The organism is Microbulbifer maximicatervae (SeqCode) (genome assembly GCF_052467305.1).
This window is the reverse complement of record NZ_CP174306.1, coordinates 1,950,385-1,971,372: the sequence shown is the minus strand read 5'-3', so window position 1 is coordinate 1,971,372 and position 20,988 is coordinate 1,950,385. Positions and strand designations below refer to the sequence as shown.

Sequence of the window (20,988 nt, the reverse complement as noted above, 5' to 3'; positions counted from 1 at the left end):
GCTCTCCCTGCTATCATTCTGTCATCAAATATGTGGTTACCGAGGCATGAGCGGGTATAAACCACCCTTGCCGATCGAAGTCCGCAATTGCCCGAATAGCGAACTTCATAAAATCCGGGCTTACCTCCAAGTCCTCAGGCTTAGCTAGCCCTGCTGTTACGTACCCAAGAAAAACGGGCAAATAAGCCAGCGCATTGGTTTCATGTGTATTCGAGTAATCGTACAGCTGAGAGTCAACTTGTTTTGCTAAAACCCACCGTCTCAAGCTTGAACCCAGATAATTGGGCCAACTATCCACTTCAGTATGGTTTCTGCGTAACTCCTGGAAGAAATGCCTTAACAGTTCACCAGTTGCTACCCTCTTCAGATCACCACAACCGCCTCCCTGGATATAAGGTAACACTTCTCTGTAGCCAGAAATAAGACTCTCAAGAATCTGGCTACGCTGTGTCAAAATAGTGTCGACGACGGTTTGTGGGACACCGCTACGCTTTATCCAATTGGTGTATCCCTGGTAGCACGTTCGCCAAGTGGACAGGGGAATATATTCCCAAATGATCGAAAGCTCCTCTTGGAATCGCAGCGCTTTCGCCTCATCCAAATTTAGCCGTAGGGTTGCGAGTGCCAGGGTGCGGAGATTCCGAGCCAACGCTTTCCAGGCCTCAAATGTGGAAAGTGGCAAGTGATCAAAGTTCTCTAACAACTCCTCCAAATAGCTCCAGCCACTGTGGGATAGATCTTCAGCCATACGCTGGATCTGACTATCAATAACAGCGGGATTATCCCTGGGGTGGAACGCTTTGGCCGCAGCGTGTAGGGAATGGATGTCCCTCTCTTGCGTATCGACTTGATTACGAGGTACAAGGACCGGGCGAAACTGGTCAGCAGCGCCGGGTTTTGGATAAATCAGCCATGGGCCATCGCTCTTTATTTTGGCAGGCAGTTCAAATGCCCCCATACCCACGCCACAGGTAGTTGTCTCTTCCAGCTCTATTGGCTTCATTGCCGGATCGGACAGCAGCATTATTTCGGCTTTGCGCGGCTCCCCTACTCGCGTAGCTCGCGCTCCTTGGAGGCGAAAACTATCGTGGCCTTCCCGTTCGAGACGACCATTAAATCGGCGTATATCAAATCGCATCAGTGGCTGTTGCGAATCGATACTAAAACGGATGTAGCTGTCTTGGTCTCCTGTGGCTCCCAGCATCTGGCGAATATCATTGGTAAAGGCAAATAGTGATAAGGTCACGGGGCGATCACATGCGATAACCGAGTAGTAGCGATGGATCTGCGCACCACTCCCCGCGAGTTGCAACTGAATATTAAATACTTGTTGCCCCATGGCCCCACTGGTCAATACCAACTGGCTGCCTAATAACTCCTCAAGCAACAGCTCTGTAGGTGTGTCTTCTTCTCCACTAGCGGAAATGAAACGAACCCCCTCATATGGAAAGTCCAGTTCTAGTTCAACTGGAGCTTCGCCATTACTGCAAAGTGACAAGTAGAATTTAGCCGGCGGATTAGTGCCGTGACATTTTAACGGTGCGGTTATGACCCCGTTATCGAATTCCCCTTTACTGGAGGCGATACCTTCACCGCTTACCCGGACCTGTAAATTTGCAGATGTTTTGACTCGAACCTGGGCCGGAGTTCTGGCATAGGCCGGGAATGAGCTGAGTGTTATATCTTCAGGCAAAACACCAAAGCGGCGCAGGAGAATCGTCTCGCCCTCACTATTGGCGACCTTATAACGGAAAGCGCCATAGCGATCCGGCGCGCTCTCACTAACCACTCGCTTACCATTGATGTAGCGTGAATATGCTGTGCTCTTGCTAGTGATCGTATCCAAAGTCAGCTGTGGCCAGCCACGGTACACACTTCCTGGCAGGGACTTGTCCAGCATTACCCGGCCCTTGAGCTGCACCGCACCAGTCTTTGAACCTGGCATCCCCGGCGCGAAACGATAAAGCTCCTCTCCCAATCGAACTCGAATACTATTCGTTACCGTGAGCCAACGCCCGTGGCTATCCTCATGTCGACAAGGAGCACCCTCACCTTCGAGCTCAGCAGTTAAAGGTACCCACAAAAGGGCTTCCTCGGCGGCGAATCGGCTTGAGCCGTCACCGCTCAAAACCCAACCCTGATCATCTCTCTCGAATAACAGCGGTACCTCAGAAAAAGCAACCGCACTTTCCGCGATGGTTTCAGCATAAATCTCTTGGCCATTTGCCAAAAATGCCAACTTCAAAGACAGAGAATACTGCCGCCGAGAGAGTCGATAGTATTGACGTGGAAAATTAACCGAAAGCTTAAAGCCCTCCTCGCCCTCGTCAATTAGTTGGCCGTATAGTGCCCCCGCTTTGTGAAGCAGAGTCTCCCCTTCATAGAAGCCCAGCTCAAGGCGGGTACTCCGCAGCGCCGGCGGATTCACTGTAAAGCACAATTCCTTGGGTAAAGTAATCTCTGTGATCAAAGCCTGGCTGTAAAAATGATCCGGGTCCAGCCAATGCCTGCACACTGTAGAGGGCTGCGCTTTTGCCTTTTGCTGGCGCTCGCCCCGGCTTCGATCGGCCCGGCGCAACCAGTCATTCACCAACCGCTTGCCATTTTCTTCCCCCAAGGGAATGGGGAAACCGTGCCGCCAAGCCTCTTCATGTTTATCGAGGTAGCTTGCCGGGTCTTCTTCATCCGTGATGGGATGGTTTTCTACCAGAGCGACTAATTGCTCAACAATCCCCGCAAGCAACTGCCGTGTTTCCGTATTGCGAAAGCTTTGGGGTAAAGATGCGAGGTAATCACCAAGGAACTCTGCGGTACTGCGGCCTGCATCGCGATTTTCATAAAAATTCTTTAGGCCCGCACGTACCGCCCGACCGAATCCATGGTGATCATGCTGTACCAATTTCCAGGGCAGGCCTCCCTCGGAAAATAGCGAACCGAGAATATCCCGGCCCGCAGCGCGCCTGCGGATGGGACGCCCCCAATACTTGACCAGCCCCTCTTCCAGGGCCTCGCTGCGTTGTGACGTCGTCAGCTCAATATCGAGCGCACGCTCAAAACCATTCCACGACCACCCCCCTTCACTCGCGTCGTAATTACGGCGAAAGGATTCGGCCACATACAAACAAAAACAAGCGTACCAATATGGCCTTTGGATAGGCCGGTGGAGATCAGCAAACCCTTCCGTCAATACTTGGGCAAGCTCGCTATACTCATCACTGGTGACCTGGTATCCAAACAAAGGGCGGCCATCGGGAATCTTTGCCCCATCGACTCTGCGGAAAATGCGAAACCTTGCCAGCCACTCTTTCGCTGGCACTGCGGCGACTACACTCATCTGAACCTCCATTTATTCCCAGTAGATTACTGTGAAATCCAAGTAATAGAATTTAACCGGAGAGCAACTAGGCAACAAACACAAACTTGTCTTTTTGTAATAGCTGCTCGCCATCAAAGCGGTAGGCGACCAACTTGCCATTTCCCGCTACCGAGTAATCGAGACAGGCCACATTATCCGCTAGGGGAGCGGGCTCACCGCGCAACCAATAATGACCGATAAAACAAGGCTTATGGGCGCTGGGATAATGAGGAATAGCAGCGGGTAGCGGCAGATTGGCCGCTAAGCCAATATCAACACCCGCTGGCAATGCAATCTCACCCAATGCTTTCGCGTGACGGCTCCACCACTGAACGCGGACGGCAGCGCGGCGGTTGCCGTCCTTATCCAGGAAACTCACCCCGTCAGGCAGATCAACCTCACACCCTTTGAGCAAAGTCTCCACCGCATTAAAGGCCTCGCTGCCCTGGCAGCTCGCTTGCAGTAACAGCTCAGGGGTTAACCTCGCACCCACCGCTCTTGCGGCCAAAAAGTTAACGCTGCTTTGATCCCAGCAAGCGTGTACGGCTCGCAGCGGACCTAGATCAAGCCACAACGGCAGTGAGCTAAAGAAATTCAGAACCCGAGCCTTTTCTGGATCACTCTTGGAGTACTCATTCAAAAAAGCCTGGTGTTGTTTGGTATTTTTATCGGTATGTGGGCGCAAGGGCTTGCCATCAACTTCCGTATGATAAGCCAGGGCGTTAAATTCGTGATTGCCCATAATCGCTTTGGCATGACCATTGTCGACCATGGCCATCACTATACTCAAAAGCTTGCGGTGCTCAACCAGTTGCTCACCCCGGTCGATAAAATCCCCAAGAAAGATAACTTTGCGCTGTGGATGTGCATAACCACTGGCGGTCGCGCGGTAACCGAGTATTTCCAGCAACTCGATCAATGCTCCTGCATGACCATGAATATCGCCAATAATATCGTAGCCACTGTGCTCCATACTGATCCTACCCTGTAAAAGCGCCTGTGAATAACTCCGCAACATCACTGGTTTGCGCAAAGATTACCGAATTACTCAAAGGTCCTAAAAACCATAAACACTGCGCGTCAAGCGCGCTATAAATACATCCCAACTATCAATAGCAACAAAATCAACTAAGCGGAAGCGTCCCCCGGCTGTGAAGCTAATGCAAGCTTCGCCATACGAATTGCCACCGCTGTCGTTACCAATCTGCAACCCGCATGGCCGGCGGCCAGGGCGAAACCCAAAGCGGCCAGCGGGAATACCGCGCCGGAAACTAACTCAAACGCAGACATCGATTCAGTCAGTAGCAGCTTTGCCAATACAAAAATTGCGGCGCACAGCAGTGAAACCGTTGCGGCGTCCCGGTAGAGCAAATAGGACTTGTGCGTAGAAGCCACCTCATCCTGGGCGGATACCGGGCGATAAAACTCTCGATACCAGTAACTATTTTGTGCCTTATGGTCCGACGAGAGGGATTCGTAGCCTGGCACTTTCTCTTTGAGCAACTGGGCATCTATGCGCGGGTCGGCCTCCGCCAGCTGAATAAAGCGATGGCCGGGGAGCACATTCCGCAGGCGCAGGAATATCAAGGTGTTCTTTAGGCCTGTGGGCAGTAAATAGCTTAGCCAGCTGGCCAAGACGCCAATAGCCAGCATCACCCCGCCGGCCTCCTTGATTGAGGTGAGTAGATTGATATCGAATGAGGCTGAATTAAAGCCGTGCACCGCCAGCAATTGCAGCAATACCAGTAGTGTCAGCGGAGCAGTATTTTGCGTTTTCAGAGAAAGGCCAGCCATGCTTAAGCTTCCTCATCTTCGTACTCGAAGTGATAGGGCTCTGGCTCAAGGTATGCCCAGCCCTCTCGCTGCGGTGCATCATGGTTAACGAGAATGGCATTGCCACGGGTTGCCAAGGCGCCTACCCCGCGATGGGTAAACGCATTCATCACCGCCTTTCTCGGGTGTTTTGGCTCGCCCTCTTTTGCCGTTGAGGCAATAGCGGTAATACCGCGAGACCCTCCCTGTATTACCGGCTCGCCAATCAAGCGGTTCAAAACCGTGGTGCCGATATTCCGCTTGCTGCCGTGATGGGGGATCTGCATCAACTTGAGTTCGGCACCGCTTGTGCAACCGTCCACTTGGTCCGCCGCCATTTCAAGCGCCTGAATCCCTGCATCCCCGGTAAACAGTAACCTGCGCCCATCGATAACCAGCTGGGTGATCACGCTGGAGTTATTTTTTGCGGAAGTTACGCCCTCGTCATCGATCTGGTCATCACCCCAGGTCGCGAAGAAGCGTTTGAGCGCGGCCACAGCCTTATCAAAAATACTCTGTGCTGCTTCGGTTACGGGGGCCCGCTCCGGCATACCTTCAAAATCGGGGATTAGAGATTCGTAATATTCGAGGGACGGGCCCAAGACTTTCAGTATGCCGCTGGTGTCCTGCTCACCGGTAAAGGGCTCGCGAATAACCACCCCCTTTGACTCGGCAAGTTGAACCAGTGACCAAGCCTTTTCCAGGTTTTGTTTTAAGCGTTCGCTAAGGCTGTTGTCGCTCACCCGGCCATCTTTGAAGTGTTGGGCCAGCCCCTGGTTGTGTTCCCAGGGCTGGTGAATCCACAACTCTTTCACATCCAGCTCATCTAACACCGTCTCCAAGCCATTAATATGGTCCTGGTCTGGGTGAGTATTGATCACAATATCCACCTGATTCGTGCCGAAATGCTCCTTGATATGCGCCACCAGCGCCGCCCCCGTATCTTTAAAGCCCCCGTCGATCACTACCACCGTCTGCTCGTCCCGGCCGCCATGCAGGTTGCCGAAGCGGATTGCAATCGCATCCCCACTTTTGGATTCATCACCCACACCGAGAAAATCAACTTCGTATCCCATAACTTTTGTCCTTTTTTGATTAAGTTATGAGATAACGATCAACTTCTATGCCAAGTTGGTTTTTGCTTATAAATCAACAGGTTAGATGTGAACTCAAAAAGATCGCCGGTAAAATGAAATAACTTAATTTATGTAGGGATAAGTTTTCTTATATTCGTTATCCAGAAGCTCACTGGAGACCACCTTTGCAGAACTTGAGTGGCTGAACCATTGCGGGGCTGCCCGGCGGATAGGGAATCATTGGCGGAGGATTTAAGATTCACAACTCAATGCGTGAAGTTGGGGCGAGCAATAAAGTATCCGCTTCCGCCCGGATAAGCTTGGCAGCGAGGAAGCTGTGTATTCAGGCAGCGGCTTAGACAGTACCCCTTTGGAGGGATGGTTCTACGGTTAGGAATGCGGGAGGGTGTCGCCTCTTGGGTATGGTTTGCAAGGAAGGCCCGTATCAAAAAATGATAGAGCACTTCCTACCAAGAGCAAAACATCACTTGATTACTTTCTTAGTGTAGTTAGCTAGCAGCGTGTTAGACCGCTACAAGCGCCTCTAGATACCAAAGGAGTATTGACAGCCTTTGCTCTAGAGGCGGGCATAGCTGCTCTCTATATTTCAATCCCGACTATTATCCAAGTTTTTAAAGCCACCGATATACTTATCTCCCTGCGCTTCGATGCGAATTGGGTCACACTGACCTTTTTTCAGAATCTGCTGCAAGTAGAACAGTGCAAGTAAAACTGTGCTTTTGCCTACACTGTTAGGCCCAAATAGGAGTGTAACGGGGGCAAAGTCGATATTCTGGCTTTTGCCAAAGGAGCGAAAGTTGGTCAGGGATAGCTTTGTTATTCTCATGAATAATTCTTATTATAGTTTTCCTGAAAAGGCTTTTTGACTTATTGCTCCAAATAGTTGCTTAATTTCTGCATCAGAATGCAACTTTTGTTCATTGTTTGCGACCAAAATTGACACAAGTGCTGAAAATTTTTTTTGAAGGGCTATATCCGGTACCGGTACATCAAGCCCTCTTAATATTTCCAAGTTGATATTTTTTTGAGCTGACTCTGGAGCAGACGCCTCTAAGGTCTTCTGAAGAAAACCAAGCCATTGCTGGATATATTCATTTGTTGTCAATTCATTTGCTGTAAACCCAACAACACTATCTGGGAAACACGCCTCAAAAGTTAAAATTCCAGTTTTCGCTATATTCGCCGCAATGGTTATGCACAATGTTCCAACAGGCCATTTCTTACTTTGGCTTAGTCCAAGGTCTGAATATGTTGAGGTATACTTTGTTATATACCCACTAGAATTAGATACATCACCAGTTTGAATCAAAGGATGCCGCCCTCCCAATAAGGCGGGATCATTTCTAGGGCGATGCTTCGACTTACCTCTATCTAAAGTACCAATTTGACCGAATTTTTTAACATCCCACCCCTTCGGATTCGTCACCGGATCACCAAACATATCCAGGAAAACGGAGCGGAGGAATTCGTCGGCGAGCTGGATGGCTTGCTGGCGTTTGCGGCGCAGGTTGTCGGCCTTATCCAGAATGGCGGCGATGCGTTTTTGTTCTTTTAGGGGTGGGAGGGGGATTTCAATAGCCTTTATACCCTTAACCGACAAGTGCTTAACCGTAACAGCAGGTGTTTCCGCATGAATTTTAGCTAAAGCTCGAGGTAAGAAATGATATAAGTAACCCTGGTCTAGTGTTTCAGGTTTTGCCGTGACTTTGCACACTCGTTGATTTAGTAGCGCTTTTCCACCAGCCCACTTTTCTCGATTGAAATCTCCATCCATTCCAATCAGAAGATCACCATCTGATAATAGATAGTCTTCAGAATATTCACCTGAGTAATAAGTTTCTGAGCTACCAGATACAACATCCCTGATTCTTACTAGAGGAAGGCCCTCGCCAGCTGTATTAAAGCTCAATGACTTAAAGGCAAAACCAGATAAAATATTTAGATGATCTCCTAGTAAGGCTAACGGCCAACTCACAACATCCCCTCCAGCTCTTTCAGCTCCTTCTGGATTTCCACTTCCAACGCCTTTAAGCGCTTTAAAATTTTCTTGGGCGGGTCGTATTGCTCCTCCTTATACACCACTTCCTTGTAGCGATTAATAGAGAGGTCGTACTTATTGCTGGCAATCTCGGCCTTATCCACCAGAAATGCCTTGGCGGTTTTATCGGTCCATTTCTTGACGGATTTGCCGGCCATGGCCTTAGCGCTGTACTTATGCCACTGGGTAATCAGGTCCGGCAGATCATTGCTGCCTTTGCCGGTGAGCGGGGTGCGCTTATCGTCCAGTGAAAAACCGTCCGCTTGCAGATCGTAGAACCAGACTTTGTCGGTCTCGCCCCCTTTGGTAAAGATCATGACTGCCGTGCTGACACCGGCATAGGGCTTAAACACCCCGCTGGGCAGGCTGATAATACCCTCCAGCTGGTTGTCTTCGATCAGGGTTTTGCGCAACTGCTGGTGAGCCTTGGAGGAGCCGAACAGCACGCCGTCGGGTACGATCACGGCGGCGCGGCCACCGACTTTAAGCATGCGCAGGATCAGGGCGACAAACAGCAGCTCGGTCTTTTTGGTTTTCACCGTGCGCAGGATTTCCGGATCGACATCCTCCTCATCCAGGCTGCCCTTAAACGGCGGGTTTGCCAGCACCAGGTCGAAGCCCTCTTTGGCCTCTTTAGGAAAGCTGTCGATAAAGCCCTGGCTCAAGGTGTCCTGATAGTGGATATCCGGTTGGGCCACGCCGTGCATCACCAGGTTCATGGCGGCGATACGCAACATGGTGGCATCGAAGTCGAAGCCGTGGAACATATCGCGGTCTACATGCCGGCGGTGCTTGGACAAAAGGTCACCGGTATAGAGGGTCTGCGCTTCTTGCTCACCTTTTTCATTGGTGACCCGCTCGGTAATGGTGCCCTCTGGCGAACTGTACTTTTGCAGGATAAATTCGTAAGTGGTGCTTAAAAAACCCGCTGTGCCGCAGGCCGGGTCGCAGATGCGGTCGGTTGCGTCGGGGTCCATCAATTCGATAATGGCGCGAATAATATGGCGCGGGGTACGGAACTGGCCATTAATACCGGCGGTGGTCAGCTTGCTTAGCAGATACTCGTAGAGGTCACCCTTGGTATCGCCCTTTTCCAGCGGCAGGTCATTGACCATATCCCGCGCGCGCACCAGCAGCGAGGGCTTCTGGATCATCAGCTGGGCGTCTTTCATAAACTCCGCAAACAGCGTGCCCTCGTTACTCTCGGCACTACTCTCCTTGAAGTAAGGGAACAGCTCATCGCGCACGGTCTCCAACAATTTGTCGGCGGACTCGATATGCATCAGCTTTTGCCAGCGCAGGTGTTGTTGCTTTCTGTTAAAGCGGCGCTTAAAAGTCTTGCCGGTACGCCGGGACCTTTTCTCGTCGGTGGTCTCGTTCATATCCAGCAGGCGTGCGTACATCAGGAAGGTGATCTGCTCGATCACGGTGAGGGGATTGGTAATCCCGCCGGTCCAAAACTCTTCCCAGAGTTTGTCGATATTGCTTTTTAGTGCGCCTGTAATCATGTTACTTCTCTTACTACTGGGTCGGAAGGAATGATCACACTGCTCTCGAGACACGCTGTGAATACATGCCTGTACGCTCGTCATCGGCATCCATGCCGCATACGGTCCCGAGTGCAGTGTGAACTTTCCTTCGCTTTTTTAGTACAACTCTAAATTACTCAACGGGCTGCGCTTGCTCTGAAGCTTTCTCTGAAGCTTGGCTTGGCACGTTGAGGTGTGATTTCTGTGTTTCTGTATCGACAGTGAAGCCGGCCACAAATTTGGCAATCAGCTCCGCTTGGTGTTCCTCGAACAGCCCGTCGATTCCATCCTGGTGCAGGCCTTTGAACGGTTGCTCGTAGAGATCTGCAACAGTCATCTGTCCTTTGCGGCAAATCTCGCTTTTCAGCAGCCCTAAAAAGCGTTGCTGGAGAGCGCTGAGATTGATGTGGTGCGCTTGCACAAACGCGGTAAATTGCCGCTCAATCGCCCCCACGTCCAGGCCGATAATAGTGCGCAGCAGCTGATCGACGCCGGTACTGGACTCCGGGTAAAACTCAGCCAATAGCTCAAGGTCGACGCTGGGGTTTTGTGTGTGCACCAATGCATTGAGGGTATCCAGCTCTGCAGCTGTGACCGGCTCTCCGGCACGGATTTTTTGCAGCACCGGGTCTTTGTCGAAAAGCGGCGTCAGTGTTTTTTCCACTTCTTGCCGGTAGATTTCGTAGTCAACAGTGCGAATATTGGTTTTGCGCTCCTCCACCTGGTAACCCGCGCTGTCCTCTTTGATATCGTAGATAGGGATCGGCGCCGTTGGTGGCACCGCGCCCTTGTCCCGCAGATGGATAACTGTGCGGAGCTGCTGGCGGCTATGTTCCAGCTTATCGAAGTCCGGAGCCGCCCAGTATTCATCTTGTTGCAGCGCGTTGACATCCGAGGCTTTGCTGCGCACCTGGTTTAAGTGCATGGATAGGCTGCGCACTTTGCTGAGCATCTGCTCTCTGACGGGCTCCAATAATTTGGGTTGGCAGAGCTGGGCATGCTGGGCCGTGGCGATATCGAGATCCCACTTTAAGGCCTCGCTCTCGCCCCGGATATTACGCCATTGCATCAAGGGGGCCATTTGTTCATAAAGCAGCGCTTTGGTGGCTGGGGCAAACTGCTGCAATACTTCGATCTGGCTCAGCTGTTGCTTGAGCTTCCAGTTATCTTTGATCGCTATAGTGTTGTTATCCAGCGTATCAATATCCTGCTTGATCAATAGGACCATTTTGCCAAAGCTTTGCATCTCGCCGCGCTTGAGGGCCTCCTCCGCATATGCCAGCCGAGCTTCAAAGAGTTTTTGGCTGAGGGATTTACTTTGGCGGGGCTCTTCCTCCTCCGGCTCCATTTCGAAGTATTCGAAATTGCCCCAGTGGTCAAAGATCAGGAATTTCTTTTTGTCATCGCTGCCATCGGTGGCGGGGCCAAAGAGATTCGGGCACAGGCGGGTGCCCCGCCCCACCATCTGCCAGAATTTCACTTTAGATTTTACCGGCTTGGCGAAAACAAGGTTGAGCACCTCGGGCACATCGATACCGGTATCGAGCATATCTACGGAGATGGCCACAGTAATTTCGGAGTCTTTACCATCGGTAGCCTTGAAATCATCGATCAGCTCTTCAGCTCGCTCGTACTTGGAGTGGATCACTCGACAGAAGTTACCCCCGTACCCTGGATACATCTCGGCAAAGAGCGTGTTGAGTAATTCCGCATGCTGAATATTGCGGGCAAACACCATGGACTTGCCCAGTGTTTGGTTGTCGGCCAGGCGCTGACCGTTCTTCATTAGGTTGCACAGGATGGCGCGGTTGGTATCTTTGTTAAAAACGGCTTTATCGATTGCAGCCGCTTTAAAATCCAGCTCATTGGGATCAAAACCTTGATCTTCCAGCTCGGCAATTTGCTCGTCACTGAGCTTGTCGCCCTGAATCCCCTCGCGCAAAAATTGGGTGGTATGGGTGACGACTTTAAAGGGGACCAGGTGCTTGTCTTCAATCGCCTGTTCCAGCGGATAGTTGGCGGTTGGCATTTTGTAATCACAACCAAACAACTGACTGGTGGAGCGGCTGATCATTTCAACCGGCGTGGCGGTGAGGCCCAGCTGAAAAGCATCAAAGTATTTGAACAGGTCACCGAACACGTTGTAGATGGAGCGGTGCGATTCGTCGGCGATAATCAGGTCGAAGTAGCCGGGATCAAACTCCTCCATGATTTTCATCATGCCGGGGTAAGTGGCTACATAGATCTGCGATTTTTTACGGTGCTCTTTCTTGCTTTTGCCGACAATGTAGAGCGGTTCGTTAGTGAACTCGTTGTAAGCCTTACCCGCCTGTTTGCGCAGCTCTTTGCGGTCGCAGAGAAACAGTACACGCTTGGCCCAGCGGGCATCAATCATACGCTTGGTGAGTGCGATAGCGACCCGGGTTTTACCGGTTCCTGTAGCCTGTACAATCAAGGCTTTGCGGTGACCCTCGCTGAATCGCTCACACACTCTTGATATGGATTCGAGCTGGTACATCCGACCCGCGATATCCGTTGCCACCGGTGTGGTATTGAGATTTTGCCGAGTGCTGCGCTGGCCCACAAGGTATTGCAGACTGCTCTTGGAATAGAAACCGTAGAGCTTGCGGGGGGAAACATCTTGCGCATCATCCCAGATAAAGATGTCGTAGCCGTTGGTATAAAAGATGACTGGGCGCTGGCTGTACTTTTTCTCTAGGGAGTCGGCGTAGAGCTTGGCTTGCTGGCGACCCTTTTCAGCTCTCTCTCGTGTGCGCTTGGCTTCGATAACTGCGAGCGGTTTTCCGTTATCGTCCCAGAGTACATAGTCACAGTAGCCGGTGCCGGTAGCGGTGGGCTGGCCGTCAACCTCTTCCTCAAAGCTCACTTCATCAGTGTTCTTGCCTTTAACAAGGTCGATATCCCAACCCCGGCTGTGCAATTCCGTATCAATCAGGCGGCGGCGTGTTTGCGCCTCGTTGAGTTCCAACTGGTTTTTGGCATTATCACTGGCTTGCTTGTGCGCATTGATTGCCGCTTCATCGAGCTGAACCTTTAGCTTGGCCGCTTCGCGCTGGGCATCAATTTCGGCTTGCTGCGTGGCTTTAAGCTCGGCCAAGACCTGCTCAAGGCGAGCTTTATGTTCAGCTTCACGTTTTTTGCTGGCCTTCAATGCTTGCACGGCGGCCTTGCTTAAGGCCTCAGCCGAAACAGTTTTGGAAGGTTCTATGAAAGACGTTGAGTCAACTTTGCTACCCTTTTTAATAGAGAGCAGTAACCAGCAACTCAGGATATGGGCTTCTTTGAGCAACCACAGGCTACTGCCTTTGCCAAACTTCCCCTCGTGCGCTGCTTTATTGCCCTCTTTGCGAATCGCGTGAAGCTTATCGATGATGGCCCGATCAACAACCGAGGCAAACGCGTGGTTTTCCAGGCGATCAATAAACTTTTCATTGGGCAAGCTGGGCAGGCGCCATTCCCGGTAGACAATACCTACCAGCTTCTCGGCAAAACAGCGAAGCTTTATCAGTGCGCTTTGCGGATCGCTATAAACGTATTGCTCAGCGTGGCCCCCTAAACTGGCTAGATCTGGCCAAAAGGGTCTTAAGTGCTCAAAATTCTTTGACTGCATAAATTCTATTATTTCCATATCCCTGCTTATGCAGGTGTCGTGCCAACAAATTTTCTTCTACTGATTTACGCCGAACTTTCCGCTCAGAAAGCCAACACCTGCGGACTCTTCAGCTTAAATGGTTGGGCCGTTTTCTTCTTTACCCCACCACTTTCGACCTCGAACACTCCGCACATTAAATACAGAAACCTCAATCATATCATTAGGTTAAAGCATAGCTCCATCGGAGTACCCCCGTTGCTTCCCAGAGCGGTTTAGATAGCACACTCCATCAATCAGCAGCTTAGGCAACCCCAAAAATATGTGGGCTTACAAGCATGGGTAACATCTAAAAAAATATGCCAAGAATAATAATATTTACCCCAACGTAAACCTATTTATCCTTGAGCCTAGACCACCCCTGCCAATGACCGATAGCTGATATCCGAAGCGCGGGCCAGCTCTGGAATTGAATATTCTCACTCCAACCCCAGGCAGGCAGCGGCTAACTAATGTTCAATTTTTTCGCCTTATTCTCAAGGGTTTGGTAGCTCTTGAACCCCAACAGCTCCGCTGCCTTAGTTTTCTTGCCTTGGGCTGCGTCGAATGCGAGGGGAATATAATGCCGCATTACATCATCACATAAGTCCTGTAAATCAATGCCTTTCGATACATCTTTATCCAGCAGTCCCGAGTTTTTTTCAGGCATCTGAAACAGTGCTTGACGTACATCCTGCGCACTAATCGTTTCCCCCTGACACCACAGCGCTGCTCGCAGCAAGCTGGACTGCAACTCCCGAACATTGCCCCGCCATGGGTGCTTGAGGATAAGGTTCATCGCACCGGGAGATAGTTTCTTGCCCCGTAAACCCACATCTTGCTCACACAGGGCTTCCAAGATTACGCCGGCCAGGAGTGAAAGATCCCCTTCTCGCTCGCGCAATGGTGGCAAGTGCAGTACGCCAACGGCAATGCGGTAGAACAGGTCTTCCCGGAAAGAGGCATTGGCAACGGCCTCCATCAGGTTGCGATGGGTTGCGCTAATCAGACGGACATCCACCCGCTTTTCCCTAGTGCCACCAACAGGAACAAAAGTACCCTCTTGGAGTACTCGCAATAGCCGTACCTGTACGCTGGGCTCCAGCTCACCAAACTCATCTAAAAACAAGGTGCCACCATGGGCCTGCTCGAACACCCCAGCCTTATCGGAGGCTGCACCGGTAAAGGCGCCCTTGGTATGGCCAAACAAAACCGAGTCCACCAGTTCCGAGGGAATCGCACCGCAGTTTAAGGGAATAAAGGGCCGACTGGCCCTATCACTGGCATTGTGGATGGCTCGGGCAAACAGCTCCTTGCCAGTGCCGGTCTCACCGTAGATCAATACCGGGACATTGCGCTGGGCCAAAACCTGGGCCTGTGCTTTCAGCCTCTGCATGTCCGGGTTGCGGGTAATGATGCTGTCAAAAGCGGCATCTACCGGCGCGACGGCTTCTGCTAGCTGGCTGATTTTTGAGCTGCTCAATTCTTTAGCTGCGGGAATATACTCCGCCGATAATTCAAAAGGCAGGGTTACCTCTTCAACGCCCTCCTCGATCGAGGCTCGATAGAAACGACTGGGATAGCGCGTTTTACCCAACAGTATCCAGATAGATTGCATAGCCGGAGTGCCGGGGCTCAGCAATATAGAGAGCTCGCAGCCTTCGTCTACAAGCCTGGCCAGGTGTTTATCGGCCGCCTCATAGATTGCCGAAAAATCCACCGGTGAGACTAGCGACTCAGGATAGGCCTCAATCGGTATTTCGACCTGCTGGGAAAGCCAGTGCAAATAGGGATTAACCTCAGCTTCCGGATAGCTGTACAGCAGTTCAACCGCATCAAATGAATGAGACTTTAGAGTGGAGGCTATAGGCCCGAGGGGCCGCCCACCTACTACACCGTTAGAGGTATTCTTCAAATCATTGGCGCCTACCCAACTGATCATGACCTGGCGTTTACTACGGCTCATCTGCGAGCTCCAACATATCGCTAATATCACACTGGAATAGGCAGCAATGCGTATCCAGGGCTTCGATGTCGATTTTTTGTACGGTTTCTTTGACTATCAACATCACGGCATTACGGTTGAAACAGATACCATGCAAGGGATCGGCAATCTTCATTTTCCACTTCTCTATCACGCGAGCGAAGTGGCAATACAGTTGGCCAAACCTATTGTGAATACAGTAAGAGCGATCATATCCAAAAAATTGAAGAAATTTCAGATGAAATGAAATATTTAAGTGGGAAGGCGGAGTAGCTGATGAATTTTTGTACGATTCTATTCAAGTTGATAGCAGAGTGACGAAGGCTTCTGCAGGCTTAAATTTTAAATAGAAGGCTATGGCCTAACATTGTAACTGGGAGCAACTTCGTTCATAAAAACCGCTAGCAGTTCTGCATAACTAGCGGCTATTGTATGAATTTGCCGCTAACTTTCCCCATCAACCCGGAAGTTGGCAACCTCCCAGGCGCGCTCACGGATAACCCGGGCATTATCTTCAAGGTTGGAGGTGCCTGTAGGGTCTCCATCTATTGTGATATCCGGGTTGGACCACTGCTGAATTCTGGGGCCGCTTCGATCCGACGGGCAATTGTAGGCCATCACACTCCTCCAAGTTGAAGGGGTGGTATTGCAGTAGCCGTGGCCATATTCAAACGGCTCCATATTCGAATCACTGTAGATAATATGTCGGGCTCCCAGTAGGTGGCCAATTTCATGGGCAAAGCTGAAGTACCCCGTTGCGCACCCTTCCCTTGCGAAAGCAAAGGCTGTTGATTCCGATGCGTAGATCGTCTTAGCCAGTCCACATGATCCGCTGTACAAATCATTGCCGGTTAAAACAATCATTACATCTGCACTATACAAGTCTCTAAGTTCGTATAGTTCTTTAGTTTCTGGATATGCGTCATTCGAAAAGTACTCGCGGTCCACATAGAAGCTACCGCTTTCTGCATAGCTGGTTCTATAAGCGTGAACAATTTCTACCGAGGTATTGACTTCACTATTGGCAAATGAAACATTGGTTTCCTCTTCCAATAAATCCATGTAGGCGGGTACATCACCGGCGTCTGCCTCAAAGGCATCGGTATAAGCAACTATAACGGTTATTTTTCCACCAGAGTCAGTAGTCGCAATTCCTGAGGTTGTGTTTAGCGCGCCAACCTTGGAAGTAAAATCCATCTCTTCGAAGTAGTTACTATCATGGTCGACAAGTGAATTGTCTGGAACCTCAGCGATTGTAACCGCGCCTTTTCCGGCAGGTCTCACTTTGTAGAGCCTACCTTCAGATTGTATTGAGCCAACAATTCTACCGTTGTTCTCGGCTAAGGTGATAAACCCTTTTCCATCCTCAGAAAATGCAGATAGTGAAGCCCTATTTTTTGTTGAGCGAATATTTTGCAAGGTAAACCGTTGCTTGCCGAGCTCACTGGGAACCTCAAGGGTACTACCGGGCTTCAAGCTAAAAATCTTATTATTTAAACTTTTTTTAGTTTTATGTGAGATTATATTTGATCTACTTTCACTCATGGAAGATTCAAAAACAACATTCACATTTTCTTCTGAATAAGCGCCAAATGTAGAAAATAGCAACACGAAAGGCGCAAGAATTTTAAAGCTTTTCACAGACATACTCCCTGTATCCGCTTCTCGGAAAATCAATTTAGAAAGATCCGCACTAAAGATAAAAATAAATCTATTAATGCAGCCTTTAAAATACTGAATAGAAATATTTATTGAAATCCACAGTGCGCGGCTACTCTATATGATTCTTAACTAAAAAAATATTCTTACGCCTACCAATAATTTAACTTCGCAAATTTTTGACAAGTTACTATCTGAAGAGCAGATAACTTTTTGGAAAATTAAATTCAAATGAAAGCTTAATCACAATCCTTTAAATGGAAACTGAAAATATTTTACTTAACCACTCAATAAATGCTCTAACCCTGGGAGATAAAAAGCGATTCTGGGTGAACACAACCGATACCGGCTCGCTGGGCGGGCGAAAATTGGGCAATATTTCAACTAAATTTCCAGCATCCAATTCTTTTTCTACATGAAACTTTGGAAATTGAGCTAATCCGAGCCCCCGCTTAACGCCATCCAAGTAACTCTCTGTCCCGGTTACCGTCAATTGCGCCGGAACTTGCAACGTCTCTACCCTATCGCCAAGACAAAAAGAGAGCGGCGTAGACTTCCCAGTCGTTATAGAGCGCAGCGCTACAACACGGTGACCATTCAGTTGTTCCAAAGAGCTTGGGTGGCCGTAGTGTTCCAGGTATTGCGGCGATGCGCATGTAAGCCGTTCCAGCATGATTAAACGCCTGGCAATCAGCTCACTATCCGCCAAGTGTCCATAGCGAATAGCACAGTCGACCCCTTCTTGGACTAAGTCCACCCATCGATCCCCCTCACTCATTACCAAAGAAATGTCAGGATACTGGGCAAAAAATTGGGGGAGTTGCGGCATAACAAAATGACGGGCAATAGTCCCTTGTACGTCTACCCGCACCTCACCGCCTGGCAATAAACCTGTAAATGCCCCTTCTGCTTCCTCTACGTCCGCAAGTATTGAAATACAGCGCTGATAATACAGTTCCCCATCCAGTGTTGCCCTTACCTTGCGAGTCGATCGCTGCAACAACCTGACTCCCAGCCGCTTCTCTAGCCGGTTGATCACCTGAGTCGATGTCGACCTCGGAATCCCAAGATCAGTAGAAGCGGCTGTAAAACTGCCCCGCTCCACAATCCGCACGTACAAGCGCATCGCATCCAGCTTATCCATATCGCCCTATTGTTTGTTTATTTGGAACAATAGGTTCTATTTTAGCCGGATTATCTACATGAATAACACGAATAGTATGGGAATACAGCCAAATCAGGGAGCTGCAAGGGCGGCTCCAGTAATCACTACGGAGATCATTATGGAGAAAGTGGCACTGGTAACAGGAGCTTCCCGTGGCATAGGCGCGGCGATCGCCTCTCGCCTGGCAAAGGATGGCTTTACCATTCTGGTGAACTTTGAAAGTAATATTTCAGCTGCCGAAAAGTTGGTAAACCGCATTGAAACAGAGGGTGGCAAGGCGGTTACTGCCCAAGCCGATATCAGTGATCAACAGGCGGTTTCACGCCTATTCAACTCGGCAGAAGTCACCTTTGGCGGAATCAATACTGTCATTAATAATGCGGGCATTATGAAACTAGCCCCTCTGGCAGAATGTGAAGAAGATGATTTCGATCGTCAGGTAGCTGTAAATCTTAAGGGCACCTTCAATGTCATGCGTGAAGCCACCGCAAGGCTTCAAGAAGGTGGCCGCATTATCAACTTATCCTCGAGTGTCGTCGACTTGTGTATGCCGAATTACAGCGTATATGCGGCGACCAAGGCAGCTGTTGAAGCTCTGACCCAGGTAGTCGCCAAGGAAATGCGGGGGAGAGATATCACTGTGAATGCCGTCGCCCCAGGGCCTACGGCTACCGAGCTCTTCCTGTCGGGAAAGACTGATGAAATGGTGAGAACTCTTGCCAAAATGTCGCCACTTGAGCGATTGGGAAGGCCTGAAGATATTGCGAATACCGTTGCCTTTTTAGTCAGTGAGCAAGGTGGCTGGATCAACGGCCAAGTTATACGAGCCAACGGTGGAATTATCTAGCTTCACAGCCAATGCCCGCTTCAACTTAACAATCTCCAACTGATCGTTATACCAGTTGGAAAGAGGACTAAAAACCAATGGTCGATCAAGCCCAAGTACCGTCGGCTAAATACATCAGGGATACCCTTATCGCTGCAACTATTGCCAGTGCAGCAGCATTCACTTGCTCTATGTTAGAACTACCACCCTGGGCTATGTTTGTTGGCTGGGTTGCTTTCTTTTCACAGCCAGGCTCTGCCTTCAGCGCAATCTCCAGTGGGATTTGTGTTGCTCTGGGAATATTGATGGGGATGACAGCAGCTATAGTTAATGCCCTATTGCTACCAATGATGGGCAATATTGCCTTCGCGGTTATAGTGTTTTCCGTTGCATTTGTGGTGGTATCACTTAGAGGACTGCCACTTGTAGGTAATATCATTGCCTGGTTTTTAGGGTTAATCACTTTCTTTGCAGCCCATCCAGCCAATGCTCTTTCTGGAGTGATTGGGCTGACAATAGTGACCGCTCTAGGCATCCTCGCTGGCTATTGCTGCTCCTACCTACAATCTCTTGCTGGAGAAACTAAAGCCAATTGATAGTCAGGGAGTCTCGGCATAATTCAACATTATCCCTGAGGGCCTTAAGAGGCTCCCTGATTAGAACTAACCCCAACATATGTTCAAAACTAGATAAATTGAGCGCTAAGTCATATCCTCTCTCAATTCACACCGCAGATATCCAATATCTTATTCATTAGATCATTATTTCTACTGCTTAACATACGCGATACAGTATAGTGGTTTTTATTTTTCAAAAGTAAATATTCGCACGAGCTTTTCGTTTGCTGTAGCTTCCCACAGTATCTTTTTGACTGATCAATAAATTCCGCAGTCTCATCATCACCTACTGCAACAATCGCTTTGGTGAAACATCTAATATCGCCAAAAATGGGACTCAAATTAGTAACGTCATCTTCTGATAAACGTAGAGATTCATTGAGATAAGATTGCCTCATCTTTGTTAAGTCATAGAGCCCGCTTAACATAATAGCGCCGCTAATTGAGCTACGGACTTCAGGTGTCCACTCAAATTCTAAAATTTTAGCCACAAGGAATGCCCCAACAGAGTGACCGCAGATCACAATATTATTGGGATTGCCATTCCAGCGATCAATATTTTTATATATCCATAAGAATGCCTTTATATTTTGCTCAATAATTTCTTTAACACTGACGGCGGGCGCCAAATCATAGTTGACCAAAGCAACTGTACACCCGGCCTCTACAAAGGGCTTGGCAATATACCGGTATTGCTTTTTATCTAGCGCCCGGAAGTACCCTCCGTGGATGAATACAAATACCGGTGCATTGGGAGATTTAGCAGGAAATATATCTAATTTCTCACCGGAATTATCTCCATAGCTGATATCCAGTGAGCTTCTTAGGGTTTGTGTAGCCAAATAGCTTTGTAGCTCATTGATTAGCAGATGGACTCTACCAAATGGGTGCCGCTTGCGCAGATTAAACTGATCATCATACTCACTCATTCTATGTTTCGACTCCGCAAGTGCTGGCATAAACTGCCTATTTTACACTAAAGGTTCTTTCTAGAGTCTAAGGAGCCTCCAAACAACTCCGTAACTCCCCTTGCTTGTGTGGCGGGCCTATTTAGCACAGAAAGCATCCTACAAAGGAAGAGACCCTATAATAATAAACACCTGTAGAGGCCTAAATATGTGTCAACTATTTCAACAACTCAGATATCGCGGATAAATGGTAGAAAGCCATCTCACTTTTGCTAGCCCAAACAGAGAAATACAATTTCTTCCAAACATTCTGATCTATATATTACGCCTATAGTTAAATTTTCAGCTT

At 49.4% G+C, this 20,988-nt stretch carries 15 protein-coding genes; 2 read left to right on the top strand and 13 right to left on the bottom strand.

All coding sequences use genetic code 11. The features are described from left to right. Nucleotides 1-13: 13 nt before the first annotated feature. From ACJJI4_RS08800 to ACJJI4_RS08745, 12 genes are all read right to left on the bottom strand, one after another. Complete coding sequence (locus ACJJI4_RS08800; RefSeq protein ID WP_444927775.1) at nt 14-3,334, bottom strand: STY4851/ECs_5259 family protein; 3,321 nt, start codon at nt 3,332-3,334, stop codon at nt 14-16. A 67-nt stretch (nt 3,335-3,401) separates the two neighbouring features. Continuing rightward, on the bottom strand, nt 3,402-4,373 hold the full coding sequence (locus ACJJI4_RS08795; protein WP_444927774.1) for a metallophosphoesterase: 972 nt from the start codon (nt 4,371-4,373) through the stop codon (nt 3,402-3,404). A gap of 110 nt (nt 4,374-4,483) precedes the next feature. Further along, complete coding sequence (locus tag ACJJI4_RS08790; protein WP_444927773.1) at nt 4,484-5,149, bottom strand: hypothetical protein; 666 nt, start codon at nt 5,147-5,149, stop codon at nt 4,484-4,486. A 2-nt stretch (nt 5,150-5,151) separates the two neighbouring features. Continuing rightward, entirely contained in the window at nt 5,152-6,243 is a 1,092-nt protein-coding gene (locus tag ACJJI4_RS08785) for a ComEC/Rec2 family competence protein (protein ID WP_444927772.1), read from the bottom strand. A 607-nt stretch (nt 6,244-6,850) separates the two neighbouring features. Continuing rightward, the gene (locus ACJJI4_RS08780; RefSeq protein WP_444927771.1) at nt 6,851-7,090 is read right to left on the bottom strand and encodes an AAA family ATPase; all 240 of its coding nucleotides are present in this window, start codon (nt 7,088-7,090) and stop codon (nt 6,851-6,853) included. Nucleotides 7,091-7,102: 12 nt separating this feature from the next. Beyond that, nucleotides 7,103-8,239: a restriction endonuclease subunit S gene (locus ACJJI4_RS08775; protein WP_444927770.1), complete on the bottom strand. Its 1,137-nt coding sequence runs from the start codon at nt 8,237-8,239 to the stop codon at nt 7,103-7,105. Next, nucleotides 8,236-9,810, bottom strand: a complete 1,575-nt coding sequence (locus ACJJI4_RS08770) for a type I restriction-modification system subunit M (RefSeq protein WP_444927769.1) — start codon at nt 9,808-9,810, stop codon at nt 8,236-8,238. The genes ACJJI4_RS08775 and ACJJI4_RS08770 overlap by 4 nt, the downstream gene beginning before the upstream one ends. 154 nt (nt 9,811-9,964) lie before the next feature. After that, nucleotides 9,965-13,462: a DEAD/DEAH box helicase family protein gene (locus ACJJI4_RS08765; RefSeq protein ID WP_444927768.1), complete on the bottom strand. Its 3,498-nt coding sequence runs from the start codon at nt 13,460-13,462 to the stop codon at nt 9,965-9,967. A gap of 484 nt (nt 13,463-13,946) precedes the next feature. Further along, a complete protein-coding gene (locus ACJJI4_RS08760) occupies nt 13,947-15,446 on the bottom strand; it encodes a sigma-54 interaction domain-containing protein (RefSeq protein ID WP_444927767.1) in 1,500 nt (499 codons plus the stop codon). Continuing rightward, a complete protein-coding gene (locus ACJJI4_RS08755) occupies nt 15,436-15,600 on the bottom strand; it encodes a helix-turn-helix domain-containing protein (RefSeq protein WP_444927766.1) in 165 nt (54 codons plus the stop codon). Before ACJJI4_RS08755 ends, ACJJI4_RS08760 begins: the two co-directional genes overlap by 11 nt. A gap of 308 nt (nt 15,601-15,908) precedes the next feature. Next, nucleotides 15,909-17,105: a M12 family metallo-peptidase gene (locus ACJJI4_RS08750; protein ID WP_444927765.1), complete on the bottom strand. Its 1,197-nt coding sequence runs from the start codon at nt 17,103-17,105 to the stop codon at nt 15,909-15,911. A gap of 271 nt (nt 17,106-17,376) precedes the next feature. Continuing rightward, nucleotides 17,377-18,267, bottom strand: coding sequence for a LysR family transcriptional regulator (locus ACJJI4_RS08745; protein WP_444913030.1), 891 nt, complete (start codon nt 18,265-18,267; stop codon nt 17,377-17,379). A gap of 58 nt (nt 18,268-18,325) precedes the next feature. Between ACJJI4_RS08745 and ACJJI4_RS08740 the strand changes: the two genes are divergently transcribed. Both ACJJI4_RS08740 and ACJJI4_RS08735 read left to right on the top strand, forming a co-directional pair. Continuing rightward, a complete protein-coding gene (locus ACJJI4_RS08740; RefSeq protein WP_444927764.1) occupies nt 18,326-19,135 on the top strand; it encodes an SDR family oxidoreductase in 810 nt (269 codons plus the stop codon). Between the two features lie 77 nt (nt 19,136-19,212). Then, complete coding sequence (locus tag ACJJI4_RS08735) at nt 19,213-19,710, top strand: DUF1097 domain-containing protein (protein ID WP_444927763.1); 498 nt, start codon at nt 19,213-19,215, stop codon at nt 19,708-19,710. Nucleotides 19,711-19,832: 122 nt separating this feature from the next. Here ACJJI4_RS08735 and ACJJI4_RS08730 read toward each other — a convergent pair whose 3' ends face one another. Then, a complete protein-coding gene (locus ACJJI4_RS08730) occupies nt 19,833-20,660 on the bottom strand; it encodes an alpha/beta hydrolase (protein ID WP_444927762.1) in 828 nt (275 codons plus the stop codon). Nucleotides 20,661-20,988 lie beyond the last annotated feature (328 nt).

Coding starts and splice junctions, on each gene's coding strand:
- ACJJI4_RS08785 (WP_444927772.1), bottom strand. CDS start 6,243: ATGGGATACGAAGTTGATTTTCTCGGTGTGGGTGATGAATCCAAAAGT.
- ACJJI4_RS08740 (WP_444927764.1), top strand. CDS start 18,326: ATGAATAACACGAATAGTATGGGAATACAGCCAAATCAGGGAGCTGCA.
- ACJJI4_RS08800 (WP_444927775.1), bottom strand. CDS start 3,334: ATGAGTGTAGTCGCCGCAGTGCCAGCGAAAGAGTGGCTGGCAAGGTTT.
- ACJJI4_RS08770 (WP_444927769.1), bottom strand. CDS start 9,810: ATGATTACAGGCGCACTAAAAAGCAATATCGACAAACTCTGGGAAGAG.
- ACJJI4_RS08745 (WP_444913030.1), bottom strand. CDS start 18,267: ATGGATAAGCTGGATGCGATGCGCTTGTACGTGCGGATTGTGGAGCGG.
- ACJJI4_RS08765 (WP_444927768.1), bottom strand. CDS start 13,462: ATGCAGTCAAAGAATTTTGAGCACTTAAGACCCTTTTGGCCAGATCTA.
- ACJJI4_RS08735 (WP_444927763.1), top strand. CDS start 19,213: ATGGTCGATCAAGCCCAAGTACCGTCGGCTAAATACATCAGGGATACC.
- ACJJI4_RS08730 (WP_444927762.1), bottom strand. CDS start 20,660: ATGAGTGAGTATGATGATCAGTTTAATCTGCGCAAGCGGCACCCATTT.
- ACJJI4_RS08780 (WP_444927771.1), bottom strand. CDS start 7,090: ATGAGAATAACAAAGCTATCCCTGACCAACTTTCGCTCCTTTGGCAAA.
- ACJJI4_RS08790 (WP_444927773.1), bottom strand. CDS start 5,149: ATGGCTGGCCTTTCTCTGAAAACGCAAAATACTGCTCCGCTGACACTA.
- ACJJI4_RS08755 (WP_444927766.1), bottom strand. CDS start 15,600: ATGAAGATTGCCGATCCCTTGCATGGTATCTGTTTCAACCGTAATGCC.
- ACJJI4_RS08760 (WP_444927767.1), bottom strand. CDS start 15,446: ATGAGCCGTAGTAAACGCCAGGTCATGATCAGTTGGGTAGGCGCCAAT.
- ACJJI4_RS08795 (WP_444927774.1), bottom strand. CDS start 4,373: ATGTTGCGGAGTTATTCACAGGCGCTTTTACAGGGTAGGATCAGTATG.